The organism is Corynebacterium mycetoides, from assembly GCF_900103625.1.
GTDB lineage: Bacteria > Actinomycetota > Actinomycetes > Mycobacteriales > Mycobacteriaceae > Corynebacterium > Corynebacterium mycetoides.
Map to the genome: position 1 here is coordinate 1,638,904 of NZ_LT629700.1, position 18,079 is coordinate 1,656,982.

Annotated in this window: 19 protein-coding genes; 14 read left to right on the top strand and 5 right to left on the bottom strand. The window is 67.8% G+C overall.

The genetic code is table 11. The features are described from left to right. Window positions 1–40 precede the first annotated feature (40 nt). Window positions 41–1,291 carry a dicarboxylate/amino acid:cation symporter gene (locus tag BLS40_RS07820; RefSeq protein ID WP_092150933.1) on the bottom strand — a complete coding sequence of 417 codons (1,251 nt, stop codon included), beginning with the start codon at window positions 1,289–1,291 and terminating at the stop codon, window positions 41–43. An 85-nt stretch (window positions 1,292–1,376) separates the two neighbouring features. Between BLS40_RS07820 and BLS40_RS07825 the strand changes: the two genes are divergently transcribed. From BLS40_RS07825 to BLS40_RS07875, 12 genes are all read left to right on the top strand, one after another. Continuing rightward, window positions 1,377–1,880 carry an SdpI family protein gene (locus tag BLS40_RS07825; RefSeq protein WP_331710846.1) on the top strand — a complete coding sequence of 168 codons (504 nt, stop codon included), beginning with the start codon at window positions 1,377–1,379 and terminating at the stop codon, window positions 1,878–1,880. A 345-nt stretch (window positions 1,881–2,225) separates the two neighbouring features. Continuing rightward, window positions 2,226–2,561 carry a hypothetical protein gene (locus BLS40_RS07830; RefSeq protein ID WP_092150939.1) on the top strand — a complete coding sequence of 112 codons (336 nt, stop codon included), beginning with the start codon at window positions 2,226–2,228 and terminating at the stop codon, window positions 2,559–2,561. Continuing rightward, entirely contained in the window at window positions 2,545–2,778 is a 234-nt protein-coding gene (locus tag BLS40_RS11385) for a nucleotidyl transferase AbiEii/AbiGii toxin family protein (RefSeq protein WP_157672462.1), read from the top strand. Before BLS40_RS07830 ends, BLS40_RS11385 begins: the two co-directional genes overlap by 17 nt. Before the next feature lie 229 nt (window positions 2,779–3,007). Then, window positions 3,008–4,564, top strand: a complete 1,557-nt coding sequence (locus BLS40_RS07835; RefSeq protein WP_092150942.1) for an anthranilate synthase component 1 — start codon at window positions 3,008–3,010, stop codon at window positions 4,562–4,564. Next, window positions 4,561–5,181: a glutamine amidotransferase-related protein gene (locus BLS40_RS07840; RefSeq protein WP_092150945.1), complete on the top strand. Its 621-nt coding sequence runs from the start codon at window positions 4,561–4,563 to the stop codon at window positions 5,179–5,181. Before BLS40_RS07835 ends, BLS40_RS07840 begins: the two co-directional genes overlap by 4 nt. A gap of 3 nt (window positions 5,182–5,184) precedes the next feature. Continuing rightward, the gene (gene trpD, locus BLS40_RS07845; protein ID WP_092150948.1) at window positions 5,185–6,210 is read left to right on the top strand and encodes an anthranilate phosphoribosyltransferase; all 1,026 of its coding nucleotides are present in this window, start codon (window positions 5,185–5,187) and stop codon (window positions 6,208–6,210) included. Next, on the top strand, window positions 6,197–7,627 hold the full coding sequence (trpCF, locus tag BLS40_RS07850; RefSeq protein ID WP_092150950.1) for a bifunctional indole-3-glycerol-phosphate synthase TrpC/phosphoribosylanthranilate isomerase TrpF: 1,431 nt from the start codon (window positions 6,197–6,199) through the stop codon (window positions 7,625–7,627). Before trpD ends, trpCF begins: the two co-directional genes overlap by 14 nt. Before the next feature lie 26 nt (window positions 7,628–7,653). Next, on the top strand, window positions 7,654–8,907 hold the full coding sequence (trpB, locus tag BLS40_RS07855) for a tryptophan synthase subunit beta (RefSeq protein WP_092150953.1): 1,254 nt from the start codon (window positions 7,654–7,656) through the stop codon (window positions 8,905–8,907). A 1-nt stretch (window position 8,908) separates the two neighbouring features. Beyond that, window positions 8,909–9,751 (top strand): tryptophan synthase subunit alpha, encoded by an 843-nt coding sequence (trpA, locus tag BLS40_RS07860; RefSeq protein ID WP_092150955.1) that lies wholly within the window; start codon window positions 8,909–8,911, stop codon window positions 9,749–9,751. After that, a complete protein-coding gene (locus BLS40_RS07865) occupies window positions 9,748–10,122 on the top strand; it encodes a Rieske (2Fe-2S) protein (RefSeq protein ID WP_092150958.1) in 375 nt (124 codons plus the stop codon). The genes trpA and BLS40_RS07865 overlap by 4 nt, the downstream gene beginning before the upstream one ends. A 46-nt stretch (window positions 10,123–10,168) precedes the next feature. Then, window positions 10,169–11,137, top strand: a complete 969-nt coding sequence (locus BLS40_RS07870; protein ID WP_092150961.1) for a bile acid:sodium symporter family protein — start codon at window positions 10,169–10,171, stop codon at window positions 11,135–11,137. A 16-nt stretch (window positions 11,138–11,153) separates the two neighbouring features. Further along, window positions 11,154–11,456: a hypothetical protein gene (locus BLS40_RS07875; RefSeq protein WP_092150963.1), complete on the top strand. Its 303-nt coding sequence runs from the start codon at window positions 11,154–11,156 to the stop codon at window positions 11,454–11,456. 7 nt (window positions 11,457–11,463) lie between these two features. Here BLS40_RS07875 and BLS40_RS07880 read toward each other — a convergent pair whose 3' ends face one another. From BLS40_RS07880 to BLS40_RS07895, 4 genes are read right to left on the bottom strand one after another with little or no spacing between them, the layout of a single operon-like run. Then, on the bottom strand, window positions 11,464–11,802 hold the full coding sequence (locus BLS40_RS07880) for a branched-chain amino acid transporter permease (RefSeq protein ID WP_092150966.1): 339 nt from the start codon (window positions 11,800–11,802) through the stop codon (window positions 11,464–11,466). After that, window positions 11,803–12,510 carry an AzlC family ABC transporter permease gene (locus BLS40_RS07885; RefSeq protein ID WP_092150969.1) on the bottom strand — a complete coding sequence of 236 codons (708 nt, stop codon included), beginning with the start codon at window positions 12,508–12,510 and terminating at the stop codon, window positions 11,803–11,805. It lies immediately after the preceding gene. Between the two features lie 8 nt (window positions 12,511–12,518). After that, on the bottom strand, window positions 12,519–13,127 hold the full coding sequence (locus BLS40_RS07890; protein ID WP_092150972.1) for a YqgE/AlgH family protein: 609 nt from the start codon (window positions 13,125–13,127) through the stop codon (window positions 12,519–12,521). Then, window positions 13,120–14,622 (bottom strand): CCA tRNA nucleotidyltransferase, encoded by a 1,503-nt coding sequence (locus BLS40_RS07895; RefSeq protein ID WP_407922404.1) that lies wholly within the window; start codon window positions 14,620–14,622, stop codon window positions 13,120–13,122. The genes BLS40_RS07890 and BLS40_RS07895 overlap by 8 nt, the downstream gene beginning before the upstream one ends. A 66-nt stretch (window positions 14,623–14,688) precedes the next feature. Here BLS40_RS07895 and BLS40_RS07900 point away from each other — a divergent pair, with 66 nt between their 5' ends. Together BLS40_RS07900 and BLS40_RS07905 are read left to right on the top strand one after the other, a co-directional pair. Further along, window positions 14,689–15,534: an NUDIX hydrolase gene (locus BLS40_RS07900; RefSeq protein ID WP_092150975.1), complete on the top strand. Its 846-nt coding sequence runs from the start codon at window positions 14,689–14,691 to the stop codon at window positions 15,532–15,534. Window positions 15,535–15,590: 56 nt separating this feature from the next. Continuing rightward, on the top strand, window positions 15,591–18,077 hold the full coding sequence (locus tag BLS40_RS07905; protein ID WP_197672614.1) for a DUF6049 family protein: 2,487 nt from the start codon (window positions 15,591–15,593) through the stop codon (window positions 18,075–18,077). Window positions 18,078–18,079 lie beyond the last annotated feature (2 nt).

Genomic DNA, 18,079 nt, shown 5'->3' on the forward strand with positions numbered 1-18,079 from the left:
CGTGAAACATCGGCCCCCTCTATCTTGGGTCCGCGCCGAGTTAGGCGGGGTTGGCCACGGTGGATCCGGATGCGTTGGGGGAGGCGTCGACAAGCTCGCGCTGCTCGAGCTTGTAACCCTGGATGCGGCCGGCCGCGAAGCGGTTGACGATGAGCGCGATGGCGCCGTCGCCGGTGACGTTGGCGGCGGTGCCGAAGGAGTCGACAACGATGTAGGCGGCGATCATGAGAGAGATCGCCGACTCGTCGAAGCCGAGGTTCGCCTGCAGGAGGCCAACGGCCGCCATGATCGCGCCGCCCGGCACGCCCGGCGCGGCCACCATCATGATGCCCAGCAGCAGGAGGAACCCGAGGATCTGCGCTGCGGAGATGTCCATGTTGCCCATGTACACGATGGCCAGCGCGTAGAGCGTGATCTTCATCATCGAGCCCGACAGGTGGATGGTGGCGCAGAGCGGAATGACGAAGCCGGCGACGTTCTCGTCCACCTTGTTCTTCAGCGTGGATGCGTAGGTGACCGGGATGGTCGCGGCGGACGAGGAGGTGCCCAGCGCCGTGAAATAGGCCGGCATCATGTTGCCCAGCGCGGTGAACGGGTTGCGCCCCGCGATGGCCCCGGCAAGGAGGTAGAGAAGCAGGATGATCACGATCGTCATCACCACGGAGAGCAGCAGCACAGTGCCGAAGGCAGCCAGGGTGGAGCCGAAGCTGTCGTTCATGCCCAGGTTGAGTAAGGTGCCGAAGATGTAGAGCGGCAGCAGCGGGATGACGAATGAGGTGACCACCTTCATGATCACGCCCTGGAGCTCGTCGAGGACGCGGAACATGGTGTCGGATTTCACCGCCGTCATCGCGATGCCGATGACGAACGCCAGGAGCAGCGCCGACATGACGGGGAACGGCGCCGGCATCTCCACCTCGAAGAAGGGGGACAACCCGCCGGCCTCAGGGTCGTCGACGTTGGTCACGAGCGTGCGGTCGCCCAGAAGGGTGGGGTAGAGGGCCGTGGCGGTGCCCCACGCGATGAGGCCGGAGACGATAGTGGAGGCGTAGGCGATACCGGCTGTGACACCGAGCCACTTGCCCGCACCCGCGCCCAGCCCCGCGATGGCCGGGGCGATGAGCGCGAAGATGAGCACGGGGACGAAGAACCCGAGGAAGTTGGAGAACAGGCCGTTGAAGGTGACGAAGACTCGGGCGAGCCATTCCGGGAAGAAGAAACTGCACACAATGCCCAGGACGATCGCCACGACGATCCAGAGCAGCAGCGAGCTCAGTAGTTTGGATTTCATAGCTTGTATTGTGGCGCATATCATTCACCCAGACCAACTGGTACCCCCAGCAAGCCGCGCGCGTCGGGCACTTATGCTTGGTGGCATGAACCTCGTCGTCGGTATCGTTTTCATCCTCCTCACGCTGTTCCTGCTCGTCGTCGGCGGGATGGCGACCGCAGGCAAGCTGCCCGGGAACTCCGCCATCGGGCTGCGCGTCGCCTCCGTGCGCAAGGACAAGGCCGTGTGGGACCAAGCGCACAAGGTCACCGGACCCTTCGTCGTCTTCGCTGGCGTGGCTCTCGCCTTCGGCGCCGCCTTCGCCTTCATCGCCAGCGGCTGGCTGTGGATCGCGTCGGTCATCGCGCTGATCATCGCCGTGGTGGCGCTCTCCGTCGGCGGAAACGTCGGAGCCAGGACCGCCGCGCTAATCGACGCCTCCCGCGACGAGTCCGGCGCCGAGACCGAACCCGCCGCCCCTGCGCCGGCGGTGAACCTGGACGCGCTGCGCAACGCCGCGTCGAGGGCCGACAAGCAGACCGGCGAGAGCAGGAATCCCGTATATGAGCAAGCCCCCGGCACTATAGGGGATGTGCCGGGGGCCAAATGACGACGGGGGATCGTCACTACGAATACGGATCAACGATTAATCCCACGCAGCGCATACAAGCACACCCTCGACAAAAGGGAGGCAAGAAAGCCGCATGGCTTGCGTGCCAGCCCCCTCGCCTCACAGATGCGCTGTGACCTGATAACCGGGAAGCCCCACGCCTCACCCTGGCTCAGGGGCCGGCTCTTCCAATCCTTGTAGGGTGGCTGGGCGATATGACTCTTCTTCGTACAGCTATGAGCTGAGACGAGGCGAGCAGGTGTCTCCGGCATCCTGCGAACCCGCTGCTACGCTGTGGTTATCGTCCACAACGTTTCACATTTTCCGCGGAAGGAGGCCACTGCCATGACCAACCCGGTTATCATTCCTCGGAATTTCCGGCCTCCCTTTGACGTGCCCTCCTCCTTGGATGATCTGAAGGACCCTGCAACCGGGATGATGGAAGTGCCGCACTCCATCATGTGGGCGCGTTCCGACAACCATGTAGTCGACCTGTCGAACGATACCGCGATTATCTCTGCCTATCGGGAGATCCTCGGATCAGCCACCCTCGCGCAACTGACGCAGCTTGTGAACAAGGACCATCTTGTGCGTCTGTGGCCAACCACATTCGACGCCACTATCCGCAACGCGTGGGAAGAATCTTTCGAAGAACTCCGTAACCATGCCGGGCAGCGATAAATCTGACCTCCAGACGCGAGTCGCACAGATCGCTCTTCGCGCCGCCGACGCGCATGGATTTGTCTTAGCGGGAGGTAAGGCACTTCAGGTTCATGGGCTGAGTTCCCGCCCTACCGAAGATGTGGATCTGTTCACGAACAGCTTCGACATTGAGATCTTCTCTCGAGAATACGGGATGTCCAGCCGTTTAGGAACGATTCTTCCGTCCACCTCATAACGGTTGCGGTGTCCCACGTCGTGGACTACGATTCCATATCGTGACTTTAACAACTCTTGGCACCCAGTGCACCCCGTGCACCCAGTGGTGGTGGCGCGCGTAACGCGGCGTGCCACAAGACGTTGAACACCCCCTTTTGGCCCGCCGGCTTGGATCAAACCAACCAAGCACCGCGGGTCTTTTGCTACCAGTACCCTCGGTGTAGACAACACAGAGCAAGGACGAACTGATGAGCAAAACCCCGCCGCAGGTACGGCGCGTGGACGTGAAATACCACGCCAACGCCTCCTCACTCTTCGCCCACGTGGGTGGAACCGAAGCGACTGACTCCGTGTTACTCGAGTCCGCCGACATCACCACGAAGTCGGGCTTGCAGTCTGTCGCCGTCCTGGGGGCGTCGATACGCGTGACCTGCAACGGGCAGCGCGTCGACGCGCAGGCCCTCACCCCCTCCGGGGAGATCATCGCCGCGCGCCTGCGCGAGCAGCTGGGCGACTACCTGGTGGGGGAGGACGCCTACGAATTTCCCGCGTCCCGGGCGGAGGACGAGCGCGAGCGGCTCACCGCCGTCTCCACCGCCGAGGTACTGCGCGCGCTGACCACCGGCGCCGGGTACGACGAGGGGGGCTTCCCCTTCCTCGCGGGCGGCATGGCCTTTGATTATCTCGCCACCTTCGAGGAGCTGCCCGAGGTGGGGGAATCCGTGAACACCTACCCCGACTACCAGTTCGTGCTGGCGGAAACGCTCCTGCGCATCGACCACGAATCGCGCACCGCGTACCTCACCGGCATCACCTTCGACGGGAGCACCCCGGAGCTCGACGAGCTAGCCGCCCGCATCAACAGCGCCGACCCGGACGACGCGCACGCCTACGAACCGGCGTCCCACCCCGGGGGCACGCTCGCCGTCACGGCCGATATCACCGACGAACGGTTCCGCGCGGACGTCGACAAGCTCAAAGGCGATATCTACAACGGCGACATCTACCAGGTCGTTCCCGCCCGCACCTTCTCCACCACCTGCGTCGACGCCTTTGCCGCCTACCAGAAGCTGCGCGAGACTAACCCGTCGCCGTACATGTTCTACGTGCGGGGCATCTCGCGCACGGGCGATGCCTACGAGCTGTTCGGCGCCTCGCCCGAATCGAACCTGAAGTTCAACGCCGCCACGCGCGAAGTGCAGCTCTACCCGATCGCGGGCACGCGCCCGCGCGGCCTCAACCCCGACGGCAGCGTCAACCACGAGCTGGACACGCGGATGGAGCTGCAGCTGCGCACCGACGCCAAGGAGGTTGCCGAGCACACCATGCTCGTCGACCTCGCCCGCAACGACATGGCCCGCGTTGCGCAGCCCGGCACGCGCCGCGTGGCCGAGCTGCTGCAGGTGGACCGGTACTCGCGCGTGATGCACCTGGTCTCCCGCGTCACCGCCACGCTGGCGGAGGACTTGGACGCGCTCGACGCCTACCGGGCGTGCATGAACATGGGCACGCTCACCGGGGCGCCCAAGCTGCGGGCGACCGAGCTGCTGCGCGAGCTCGAGGGCGCGCGGCGCGGATCCTACGGCGGGGCGATCGGCTACCTCGCGGGCAACGGGGATATGGACAACTGCATCGTCATCCGTTCCGCATACGTGTCCGAGGGGATAGCGGCGGTTCAAGCGGGTGCCGGTGTCGTGCGCGACTCCAACCCCCAATCCGAGGCCGACGAAACGCTACACAAGGCATACGCCGTGCTCAACGCCATCGCGCTGGCGGCCGGAGCTGAACTGGAGGTTCACGCATGAGCGGGATCGTGCTCCTGGACAACCGGGACTCCTTCGTCTACAACCTCGTCGACGCGCTCGCCGGGTTCGACACCACCGTGTACCGCAACACCGTCGCCGCCGAGACGGTGCTCTCGGCCGGGCCCGACCTCATCGTGCTCTCGCCCGGGCCCGGCTACCCCGGCGATGCGGGCAGCATGATGGACGTCATCGCCGCGGCGCAGGGCCGAATCCCGATCCTCGGCATCTGTCTCGGCTTCCAGGCCCTCGTGGAGCACTTCGGGGGGAAGGTTCAACCGTGCGGGCCGGTGCACGGGGCGTCGATAGGCATGCGGCTGGAGGACGCCGCGGTAGATTCCCCGCTGTTTCGCGGCCTGACCACCGACGACATCCCGGGCACGCCGGGCCGGACCGTCCCGGTGGCGCGCTACCACTCATTGGGCACGGTCGACCTGCCGCCCGGGCTCCACGCGCTGGCGCGCACAGGAACGCAACTGGGAGACGTCGTCATGGCCGCGCGCAGCGACGACGGCTTCTCCATCGGCCTGCAATTCCATCCCGAATCCATTCTCACCCCCGGCGGCCCGCTCATGATCGAGCGCTGCGTGGGCGAGCTCATCGACATGAAAGGACGTTAACCAATGGCCAGCGACAATTCACTTTCTATTCTGCGCCGCTTTTTGGATAACCCTGCCCCCACCCTCGAGGAAGCCGTAGAGGCGTTCACTCCGCTGACCGTCGGCGACTACGACGACGTGCACATCGCGGCGCTGCTGGCCACCGTGCGCACGCGCGGCGAGACGTTCGCCGATGTCGCCGGGGCGGCGCGTGCGTTCCTCGCGGCCGGCCGCCCCTTCCCGGTGACGGGGGAGGGGATCATGGATTCCGCCGGCACGGGCGGAGACGGCGCCAACACCATCAACATCTCCACCGCGGCCTCGCTCACCGCGGCCGCCGGCGGGGTCAAGATGATCAAGTGTGGCAACCGGTCCGTGTCCTCGAAGTCGGGCTCCGCCGACGTGCTGGAGAGCCTCAACATTCCCCTCGACCTCGACCCGGAGCGTGCCGTGCGGCAGTTCGAGGCATCGAACTTCACGTTCCTGTTCGCGCCGGCGTATAACCCGGCGATCGCGCACGTACAGCCTGTGCGCAAGTCCCTCGGGGTCTCGACGCTGTTTAACACGATGGGTCCGCTGCTGAGCCCCGCACGCCCGGAGTTCCAAATTATGGGTATAGCCCAACCGTCGATGGGGCAGATCATCGTGGAGACCATGAAGGATCTTGGCAGGTCACGCGCCCTGGTGGTGCATGGGGCCGGGACGGACGAGATCGCCGTGCACGGTGAGACTCAGGTGTGGGAGCTCCGCGACGGCGAGATCGAGCACTACCAGATCACCCCGGGCGACCTCGGCCTGGCCACCCACAGCCTCGAGGATCTGCGCGGTGGCGACGGCGCGGAGAACGCCCGCCACATGCGCGCCACCTTCGCCGGCGCGGGACCGGACGCGCACCGCGACGCCGTCGCGGCGACGGCGGGCGCCATGTTCTATCTCTACGGCACCGCCGACACCATGCGCGAGGGCGTGGATCGGGCCCTGGGCATGCTTGCCGACGGCTCCGTCGCCGCGTGGCTGAAGAAGCACGAGGAGGCCGATTACAGTGACTAAATTGCCGACAGTTCTAGAGGGGATTGTCCAGGGGCGTTTTCGTCACCTTGACGAAATTAGGGCGCGGCTGGCGCACGTCGATCTCGAAGCGCTACCCATCTCCGAGCGGTCTCTCTACGACTCGCTTGCCCGGGAGGGCACCCAGTTCATCATGGAGTGCAAGTCGTCCTCGCCCTCGCTCGGGATGATCCGGGAGCACTACGAGCCGGGCGAGATCGCGTCCGTGTACTCCCGCTACGCCGCCGGCATCTCCGTTCTGTGCGAGCCCGACAAGTTCGGGGGAGACTACGACCACCTGGCCACCGTCGCTTCCGTCACGCACCTCCCCGTGCTGTGCAAGGACTTCATCGTGGACGACATCCAGGTGTACGCCGCGCGCTATTTCGGGGCGGATGCGATCCTGCTCATGCTGAGCGTGCTTGACGATGCCACCTACACGCGGCTGTCCGACCTCGCCGGGTCCTTGGGTATGGACGTGCTGACCGAGGTGATCGACGAGGAGGAAGCCCGCCGTGCCGGCCGCCTCGGGGCGCGCATCTTCGGTGTGAACCACCGCAACCTCCACGACTTGTCCATCGACCTCGACCGCTCAGCGCGCCTCGCCCCTCTGGCCCCCGAGGGCGCGCTCATCGTCTCTGAATCGGGCATCCGCGACGTCGCCACGGTGCGTCGCCTCGGCGGGCACTCCGACGGCTTCTTGGTCGGCTCACAACTCACCAGCCAGCCCGATATTGACCTCGCGGCCCGCTCACTCGTGTACGGCACCAACAAGGTGTGCGGCCTCACCACACGCGGAGCGGCGCAGGCGGCCCGCGCCGCCGGCGCCGTGTACGGCGGGCTCATCTTCGACGAGGCGTCGCCGCGCCATGTTTCACGTGAAACATCCGCCGACATCATGGCGCACGAACCCCACCTGGAGTACGTCGCAGTATCCCGCCGGACGACCGGATGGGACGAACTCGTGCGCGACGGGTTCCACGCCGTCCAGGTCCACGCCCCCTTCCAGGGATCCGTCGAGGCGGAGATCGCCCTGGTCAACTACGTCCGCGACCAGGTGCGCGCCGCGGCAGGCGACGGCATAGAGGTGTGGCGCGCGGTGTCCATGACCACCGCCGAGGGTCCCCAGGTGGCCACCGCGTTGCTGGGCGTCGCCGACAAGCTGGTTCTCGACGCCGCCGACGGCGGCTCAGGGACGAGCTTCGACTGGGACCTCGTCCCCGCGGAGGTCAAAGACCACGCGCTACTGGCGGGCGGGATCGGCCCCGACAACGTCGCCGACGCCCTCCGGGTCGGATGCCTCGGCGTCGACCTCAACTCCGGCGTCGAGTACCCCGCGGACGCGGGGGAGTGGGCCGGCCGCAAGGACGCCGCCGCCCTGCGCCGCGCATACACCACAATCCGCAACTACCACGACTGACGACAACACACCCGAAGGATCGACAGATGAGCGACAACTTCCAAGACGGCGGACGCACCATTCTGCCTGCCTACTACGGCGAATTCGGCGGGCAGTACGTCGCCGAATCGCTCCTCCCGGCCCTGGACGAGCTCGAGCGCTCTTTCGTCGAGGCGTTCAACGACGAGGAGTTCATGGCGGAGTACCGGGCCCTGCTGCGCGACTACCTGGGCCGACCGACGCCCCTGACGGAGTGCCGCAACCTGCCCCTGGAGGGCGCCAACGCCCGCATCTTTTTAAAGCGCGAGGACCTCGTCCACGGCGGTGCGCACAAGACGAACCAAGTCATCGGCCAGGCGCTGCTGGCCAAGAAGATGGGTAAGAAGCGCATCATCGCCGAGACGGGGGCGGGCCAGCACGGCACCGCAACCGCGTTGGCGTGCGCCCTCCTGGGCCTGGAGTGCGTGGTGTACATGGGTGTGGAGGACATGGCCAGGCAGGAACCGAATGTCTACCGCATGCGCCTCATGGGCGCGAAGGTCGTCGGCGTCAACTCGGGCTCGGGCACGCTGAAGGACGCCGTGAACGAGGCGCTGCGGGACTGGACGGCCACGTTCCACGACTCCCATTACCTGCTCGGCACCGCCGCGGGACCGCACCCGTTCCCGAAGATGGTCAAGGAGTTCCACCGCGTCATCTCCACGGAGGCCCGCGCCCAGATGCTCGAGAGGATCGGTGCGTTGCCCGACGTCGTGGTGGCCTGCGTCGGCGGAGGCTCCAACGCCATCGGAATGTTCGCCGACTTCATCGAAGACGACGGCGTCGAGCTCGTCGGCGCGGAGCCGGGCGGGGAGGGTGTCGGCGTGGGCAGGCATGGTGCGGCCATCGCCGCGGGCACCGTCGGCATCCTGCACGGCACGAAGTCCTACCTGATGCGGAACGCCGACGGGCAGGTCGAGGAGTCCTACTCCATCTCCGCGGGCCTGGATTATCCCGCTGTGGGCCCGGAGCACGCCTACCTCGCCGCGACGGGCCGCGCGCGCTACGTGCCCGTGACGGACGGGGACGCACTGCGTGCCTTCCAACTGCTCAGCCGGCACGAGGGCATCATCCCCGCCTTGGAGTCCTCCCACGCTCTCGCCTACGCCCTGCGGCGTGCGGCCGAAGCGCCCGCGGAGGGGGAGCCCCTGAATATCCTCGTCTCTCTGTCCGGGCGCGGCGACAAAGACATCGCCCACGTGAGCGCAACCCTAGAGAAACACCCCGAGTTCCTCATCGATTCCACCGAAACGGAGTTCTGACATGACCCGCTACGCCGACACCTTCGCCGCCCTCCGGGAGAAGAACGAAGGGGCGTTCGTGCCCTTCATCATGCTTAACGACCCCAGCCCGGAGGAGTCCATCGAGATCGTCTCCGCCGCCGCGGAGGCGGGCGCCGACGCCCTCGAGCTCGGGGTGCCCTTCTCCGACCCGGTCGCCGACGGTCCGGCCATCCAAAAAGCCCACGTGCGCGCGCTCGACGGCGGATCCACCGTGGACAGGGCGCTCGACGTCGTGCGCGAAATCCGGTCGCGCTACCCCGACCTGCCCATCGGCATGCTCATTTACGCCAACGTGGCCTACGTGCGCGGGCTCGACGCCTTCTACCGCGAATTCGCCGAGGCCGGGGCGGACAGCATTCTGCTTCCCGACGTCCCGGTGCGCGAGGGCCGCCCCTTCGACGCCGCGGCGGAGGAGGCGGGCATCGACCCGATCTACATCGCCCCGGCCAAGGCCTCCCCCGCGACGCTGCAGGGCGTCGCCGCGCACTCCAAGGGCTACATTTACGCGATCTCGCGCGACGGAGTGACGGGCACGGAGCGCGAGTCGTCCGTGGACGGGCTGCGGGACGTGGTGGCCAACGTGCAGAGCTACGGCGGCGCGCCCGTGCTCCTGGGGTTCGGCATCTCCTCCCCGGAGCACGTGCGGGCGGCGATCGAGGCGGGGGCTGCCGGGGCCATTTCCGGGTCCGCCCTCACCCGCATTATCGACGCCCACGTCACCGGCGAGCATCCCGCCCCGGGCCGGGTGACCGACATGGATGCGCTCAAGAAGGAGCTGTCTTCCTTCGTCGCGGCCATGAAGCACGCTACTGTGAAGTCATGACCTGCTCCCGTCGTCTCTTTCTCCTTGGCACTGCCACGACCTTCGCCGGCGCTTTCCTCGCCGCGTGCGGCAGCGAACCCACCGAAGACGTGGCAAAGACCGCCGTCCCCGTCGGCGGCTCCGTCATCTTGGACAAGTTCATCATCGCCCAGCCGACGGCCGGCCACTATGTGGCGTATTCGGCGACGTGCCCCCACGAGTTCAAGAAGATCACCCTGGCCCAGGGTGATACGGTGCGGTGCACGGCCCACGGGTCGACGTTCAATATCGCCGACGGCTCCGTCGTCTCCGGGCCCGCTGTGAGGGGGCTGCGGGAAGTCCAGCTCACGGAGACAGGGGACCGCCTTGCCGCCGAGGACGTCCAAGCGTAGCCGGCGACCTCGCACGCGGGCGTAGCGGGGTTCGTAGACTTACCCCATGTTCTCATTCCTCAAAGACCCCCTTGTCCAGGGAATCATCGCGGCGGCCATCCTCGCGCTGCTGTTTCCCGCCAGCGGGACGTTCGCCGACGTCTTCGACGTGCTCACGAAGCTCGCGATCGCCCTTCTGTTCTTCCTCTACGGCGCGCGCCTGTCCACGCAGGAGGCGCTGCGGGGACTGACGCATTGGAGGCTCCACGCGGTGATCCTCGCGTTCACGTTCGTGGTGTATCCGCTGGTGGGCCTGGCGCTACGAGCCTCGACGCTCGTCGTCAGCGACGCCATTTACCAGGGTGTCCTCTACGCCATGCTCGTCCCGTCGACAGTCCAATCCTCCGTAGCCTTGACGGGCATCGCGCGAGGCAACGTCTCCGGTGCCGTCGTCGCCGCGAGCGTGTCCAGCATGGTGGGGGTCGTCATCACGCCGCTCCTTGTCATGCTGCTCATGGGGGCGGGAGACGGCATCACCATCGACGCCCAGGTGTTTGTCAACATCTCCCTGCAGCTCCTGCTGCCGTTCGTCCTCGGGCAGCTCGCCCACAACTTCGTGCCGGGGGCGAAGGAGTTCGCCGCCAAAAAGGCCACGAAGCAGGTCGACCGGATCTCGATTTGGATGGTGGTCTACGCCGCGTTCTCCAAAGGCATGGTGGCGGGGGTATGGAGCAAGGTCTCGGGCTGGGAGATCGTTTTCCTCATCGCTTTGTCCTTCGCGCTCGTGGGCTTCATGCTGTGGCTGACCCGGGCCGTCCCGCGCGCCCTCGGGTTCGGGTACGCCGACACCGTGGCCATTCAGATGTGCGGCACCCAGAAGTCGCTCGCCGCCGGCTTGCCCATGGCCTCCGTTATCTTCGGGGGAGCGGCCTTGGGTATCCTCATTGTCCCGCTGATGATCTACCACATGATCCAGCTGATGATCTGCTCTTCGCTGGCGGCCAGATACGCCCGCACCGCCGCGGCGGGCGCCTGAAACAGGAAGGTTTCACGTGAAACATTACGTCAGAATCCACTACGAGGACCCGACCTCCGGGGGCGAGCTCATCAACATCGCCGAGCTGGAGGAGCTCTCGGCCGCAGAATGCAAAATGGTGCGGATGATCGAGCTCGACCCCGCGGAATCCATCACCGGGATCTACATCGACGGGCGCGTCGTCGGCCAGGCGAACATGCCGCTACCGACGGTCCCGCACCCCGCCACCTACGAACACTTCGACGGGATCACGGCGACCGCGCTCAGCCTCGAGGAGTTTGAGGGTCTGTGGGAGGAAGCGCTGCAGAAGCTGCGCTAGAAAACCGCTAGAGGATGAGGTTCACCAGCGCCATGTAGGCGGCCGTCCCGACGAGGATGGAGAGCGCGGCGGAGCGTCGCCACGCGTGCAAGGCGAGGGTGAGGGCCGCGGCCCCGAGGGCCGCCCACACTCCGCCGGGGGAGGGGGCGGCGCCGGAGAGGGTGTAGACGACCAGAACCGTCATCACGCCGACGGGCATGAGCAGGCCGAGAAACTCGATGAGCGGGCTCCCCTTGAGCATCCGGAGGAAGCTGAACGGCAGCGTCCGGAGCAGCACGGTGACCACGCCGACGGGGATGAGGACGCCGGCGACCATCGCCAGGCTGATCCCTTCAGGAAGGCCCATCTACCTCACCGTCCACGTCAGCGCGCGGTCGAGGCGCGGCGACCAGAACCGCGCGAGCAAGAGCGCGAAGTAGGCCGTGAGGGCGACCATGAGCATCTGCCCTGGTACGACGAGGGCCGCGGCGAGGCCGATCCCCGCGGCCAGAAGCACCGCGGACATGTCGCGCGACGCCTGGAACGACTCGTAGGCGAGCACCACGAAGAGGGCGGTCAGAGCGAACTCCATACCCTGGACGTCGGGCGGGAGTACCTGGCCGGCCAGCGCGCCGACGATCCCCGAGACTACCCAGAGGATCTGGCACACGAGCTGGACGCTAAGCACGCGCGCCCCGGAGCGCGGCTGGGTGGCTGAGGCGATGGCGTAGGACTCGTCGGTAAGCGCATAGGTGGAGTAGACCCGGCCCAGGGGCGAGGCGATGAGGTGGCGGGGGAACGTCAGTCCGTAGAACAGGTGCCGGAAGTTAACCATCAACGCGGTGACGGCCGAGGAGACGGGACCCACCCCGGTCAGGACCATGTTGATGGCCAGGAACTCCATCGACCCCGCGTAGATGACGACTGAGAAGACGGGCGCCCACCACCACGCGAACCCCGCCTGGGTGATGAGCAGGCCGAAGGCGAGCCCGAGCGGCACGATCCCGAGGCCTACGAGCGCGCTATCGCGCACACCCTGGCGCGCTTGCTCCCATGTTTCACGTGAAACACCCATGGCGGACGTCAGTTGTCCTCGAGGTTGGCGGGGAAGGTGGCGAACAGCTGCAGGGGCATCGCTTGACGACGCATCACGTCGCCCCACACATCGGCCGCCGCCGGGGCGATCACGTCAGACGGCAGGGCGGGGGCGACGAACCAGTCGCCGCGCTCGATCTCCTCGTCGAGCTGGCCCGGGGCCCACTCGGAGTACCCCGCGAACAGGCGCATCCCCGTGACAAGCTCGGTAACCTCTCCCGGGTCCGCGCGCAGGTCCACCTGCGCCATCCGGTTAGCCAAACGCGTGAGCACGCCGTGATCCTGGATCGCCACGCCGTTCCGGGTCACCGCGACCCCCACCGCCGACTGCGGGCTCACCGGCCCGCCGAGGTAGACCGCCTGCGGGGAGGCGACCGCCTCCACCCACTCGGGGAGCACCGAGTGCACGGCGACCTCGCTGCGGCGGTTGAGGATCACCCCGAGCGTGGAGTCCGCGGCGTGGTCGATGATGAGCACTACGGTGCGGGCGAACTCGGGCGAGAGCATCCCCGGCGCCGCGACGAGCAGCATGCCCGGGGCCGGGTCCTCGCGCTCCAAACCGTTGAACAGCCGGTCCGCGTAAAAGTACTCAGGCATTCTCGCGCTCCCACCAGGCCTTGAGCTCCGCGACGGCCTCGTCGTGCTCGAGCGATCCGCGCTCGAGCCGCAGCTCCTTCATAAAGTTCCACGCCTTCCCCACGTCCGGGCCGGGTTTTAAGCCCAGGATGGACATGATCTCGTTGCCGTCGAGATCCGGGCGCACGCGCGCCAGGTCCTCCTTGGCCGCCAGCTCCGCGATGCGCTCCTCCAGGTGATCGTAGGTGCGCTGCAGGCGCTGCGCCTTCTTTGCGTTGCGCGTCGTCGAATCCGCCCGCACCAGCTTGTGCAACCGGGGCAGGAGGTCGCCCGCGTCGGTGACGTAGCGGCGCACGGCGGAGTCCGTCCACTGCCCCTCGGCAAACCCGTGGAAACGCATGTGCAGGTACACCAGCTGACCCACGTCCTCGATGACGTGCTTCGGGTATTTCAGCGCGCGCAGCCGCTTGCGCGTCATCTTCGCCCCGACGACCTCGTGGTGGTGGAAGGACACCCCGCCGCCCTCCTTGAGAGCGCGGGTCGCCGGCTTGCCCACGTCGTGCATGAGCGCGGCCCAGCGCAGCTTGAGATCCGGCCCGTCCTCCTCCAGCTCGGTGGCCTGCCGCAGCACCGTCAGCGAGTGGCGGTAGACGTCCTTGTGCTGCATGTGCTCGTCCGTCTCCAGCTGCAGCGCCGGCACCTCCGGCAGGATGTGGTCAGCAATCCCGGTGTCCACCAGCAGGTCCAGGCCCTCCCACGGGCGCGCCCCGCACATGAGCTTGTCCAGCTCCGCCTGGACGCGTTCCACCGTGATGCGGTTGATCTCGGGCGCCATGTCTTTCATCGCCTCGCGTACGCGGTCGGCGACGGTGAAACCCAGCTGGGAGACGAACCGGGCCGCACGCAGCATGCGCAGCGGGTCGTCGCGGAACGACATCTCCGGGGCCCGCGGGGTATCGAGGCGCCGGTGGAGGATGTCGGCGAGCCCGCCGACGGGGTCGTGGAACGCGGGGGTCAGCGCGCCGTCGACAAGCGAAAGCTCGATCGCCATCGCGTTGCAGGCGAAGTCGCGCCGCACCAGATCGCCGTCGAGCGAATCGCCGAAGGTGACCTCGGGGTTGCGCGTCACGCCGTCGTACAGGTCGGAGCGGAAAGTGGTGATCTCGACCTGCTGGCCGCGCTTGACGGCGGAGACGGTGCCGAACTCGATGCCGGTGTCCCACGTCTTCTCGCCCCAGGCGCCCAGGATCTCCGCGATCACCTCGGGGCGCGCCGAAGTGGTGAAGTCCAGGTCATGGCCCAGCCGGCCCAGCATGGCATCGCGCACGGGCCCCCCGACGAGGTAGAGCGACTCGCCCCGCTCCTGGAACAGAGAAGCCAGCGGGGTGAGCAGGCCCGCGAGCGTATCGACGGCCCCCTGCGCCCGCGCCAGAAGCGCCGCCTCGGCGTGCGGGTCGGAGGGGGAGGGGAGGTGGAAAAGCTCGGGGTAATTGTCAGGCGTTGTCACCACTACCACGATACCCGGCGCGCACACGCACCTATAAATACCGAAAACCCCTCGCAGCCGGATACGATGAGGCGGATGACTGACAACTCCCGACCCACGCCGGGCTCGGACCCGAAGAAGGGTGGAGCCGGCGACAGCAGCCCCCGCCCGCGCAAGAGGCGCCGCCGCGGGTCGCGGCCTGCCTCGGGGGCGGCGCGCAACGCCGGCACAGAAAAGAACCAGGCCGCGAAACCGGACGGCGCTTCAGGCGCGGGCGGCGGGAAGGAACCCGCGAAGGCGTCAGGCTCCGCGAAGTCCGGGGGTAACCGCTCGAACCGGCGCAGGCGGGGCCGCGGGTCGGGGCGCGGCCGAAACCAGCGGCAGAACACCAGCCGCTACCGCTCCAACCATCGCGGCTCGCACCACGCCGACACCACGATGGAGACGCGCGACGAGACGTCCGCGGGCGGCCTCGTGGTCTCCGGGATGGCGGAGGCCGTCGGTCCGGGCGGCAAAGTCGACTTGTCACGCATTTACGTCGCGCTCATCGGCCGCCTCGACCGCCGCGGGCGGCTCTTGTGGTCCATGCCGAAAGGGCACGTCGAAGACGGCGAGCACCAGTGGACCACGGCCGAGCGCGAGGTGTGGGAGGAGACCGGCATCCTCGGCGAGGCCTTCGAAGAGCTCGGGGTGATCGACTACTGGTTCGTCTCCGAGGGCGTGCGCATCCACAAAACCGTGCACCACAACTTGCTGCGCTACGTCGACGGGGTCCTCAACGACGAAGACCCCGAAGTCACCGAAGTGACGTGGGTGCCCATGAGTGAGCTCATCGAGCACCTTGCCTACGCCGACGAGCGCAAGCTCGCCCGCATCGCCGTCGACCGCATGCCTGCCATCGCAAGAAAGGAAGCCGACGCCGGAAGGGCGACCCCGCGATGAGGCTCACCCTCCGTGGCCGATGGTTGCGGCCAGCCGCTGTCACAACTGTCACAGCTGTGACAGCTGTCGCGGCCGCGAGCGCCTTCATCCCCGTGGCGGGCGCGCAGCAGTCGCTGCCCGTTGCGCTGCACCCCGACAACCCCGCCGTGGCCCAGCAGTGGGTCAACCCAGCGGTGCGCCCCGGGGAGGGGGAGACGGCCACCGTCACGCTCGTCAGCGCGCCCACGGTACTTTCCGCCCACGACCCGCTCACGGTGACCCTCATGGTGACCAACACCTCCGACGAGCAGTTGGAGGGACTCACCGTGACACCCCGACGCGGCCCGGCCACCGGCTCCGTGCTCGACCAGCAGGTCGCCGCCGTGGCCAACCCGCTGGAGTACACGGTCGTCGGCCGTGAGGTGGGCGTCGATACGCAGCTCCCGCCGGGGGGGAGCACCCAGCTGGAGCTGACGATCACCGAGGACGCGCTCCCGCTGCCGGGAATTGCCACCTACCCCGTCATGTTCGTGCTCAGCGCCGAAAACGGGGCCCTGCTGGACACCGAGCGCTTCCACATCTCCATCCGCGGCACGCCCGACGGCGCCCGCCCGGCCGGCATGACCACGCTGTTTCCCCTGTCCGCCCCGGTAGACATCGTCCCCGGCGAAACGGGTTCGGCACCGGGCGAGCCGCCGCTGATCCTGGGCAGCGAGAACCTCGCGGGCCAGCTCGCGCCGGGCGGCAGGCTCCGCTCGCTTCTCGACGTCTACACCGACGCCACCGCCGACCCGCAGGTAGCCGAATCCACCTGCCTCGCCCTCGACCCGGCGACGATCCACACCGTCAACCGCATGACCAGCGGGTACACCGTCTCCGCCACGCGGCCCGACCTGGTGGAGCCCCCGCAGCGCCTCCGGGATTCGTGGGGGATAAACGGCGCGGAAAACGCCGGCGAACCCGGGCGGGGCTCAGAGGACGCCCGCGCATGGCTGGATGCCGTGACGCAGCTCGCCGCGGCCCGCTGCGTCGTTGCGCTGCCGTGGGCGAACACGGACCTCAACGCCGTCGCCCGCACGGGCGACCCCTGGCTCATGCGCGAGGCGGTGGAGCGCGGGCCCTCCACGCTGCAGGAGATCGTGGGGTCGGGCGGGCTGCTCAACACCGTCGTGCCCGGCGCAGGCTATGTCGCCCCGGGCGTTCCGGCCGCGCTCGGCTGGGCGGATCACTCGCGCTCCACCATCGCCGCCGAGGGGATACAGGGATCGTGGGAACGCGCACAGCGCTCGAGCGCCACCCAGGGCTCGGGCCCCGCCGGGGACGCTAGCGAGGCGGCTCTCGACCGTGCCGACACGCCGCCGGTGGCCTCTGTCAGCGCGCCTGAACCGGAGCAACCCGTGCGGGTGCTCATGGCCGGCAACACGGTCCCCCCGGCGCCCCCCGACCAGCGCTTCGCGTGGATGTCGCCCGGGGTCATGTCCGTGGGCTACCAGGATTCCCTGGCCACGGTGCTGGCGACGGTGGGGGAGCACCCCGAGACCACCGGCTACTCGCCCGAAGGGCTGCGCTTCGACTACACCCGGGACTCGCCCAAGGCGCGTTCCGTCAACGCCGCCAGCGCCGTCCACCTCGCCGCGCAGTCCGCGTGGGAGTACCCGTCCGGGGAGCAGGACGCCGACGGCCCCGGGCCCGCCCCGATCCTGCTCAACCCGCCCGTGACGTGGGATGCGGCCGGCGCCGCCGACGTGATGGACGCCGTGCGCGACACCTTGTCCACCGGGGCGGCGCAGCCCATGTCTTTGGAAAGCTACCTCTCCGTGCCGGAGGGAACACCGGTTGCCGGGGCGGACGCCACCGGCAGTCCCGCCGCCGACCCCACCATTTTCAGCGATTCCGAAATCCTCACGGCCAGCCAGCAGGGCCGTTTCATCGACGAGCTCTCGGGGCTGCTGGTCGCCGACCCTGCGATCGCGCTATCGCGCTACGGGTTCACGCTCCCGCTGCGCCGAGACCTGCTTACCGCGCTGTCGCTCAGCGGTCGGCGCGCCTACACCTTCCACCCGGAGGCCGTGGAGGCAACCAGCCGCCGTCTGGCGGGCAGCCGCGACACGCTTAACGCCTTGCGCTCCGCCGTTGCGCTCATTCCGCCCGGCAACGTGTACACCCGCACGTCGCCTGCCTCGCCGCTGGTGATCGTCGCGCGCAACGGCCTGCCGCTGCCCGTAGACGCGACGATCCGCTACCACGGGCCCGAGGGGGCCAGGCTCAACGTCCCGCCGACGCTGCGGATCCCGGCCAATGGCTCCATCACCACGTCCATGACGGCCGACCTGCCGGAGGAGCAGGGCGGGACGCAGCTGCGCCTGTTCCTCGCCTCCCCGCAGGGGGCGCAGATCTCCCAGCCCGTTGACATCACCGTGCGCACCTCGGGCGTGGCCCTGCGCGGCTGGGTCATCCTGGCGGCGCTCGCCATATTCCTCGCCCTCCTGCTAGTGTTTCCCGCCGCAACGAGGCGCCACAGGCGGCAGCCCCCGCTCCCCCCAGCACAGCCCGAACAGGAGTAACC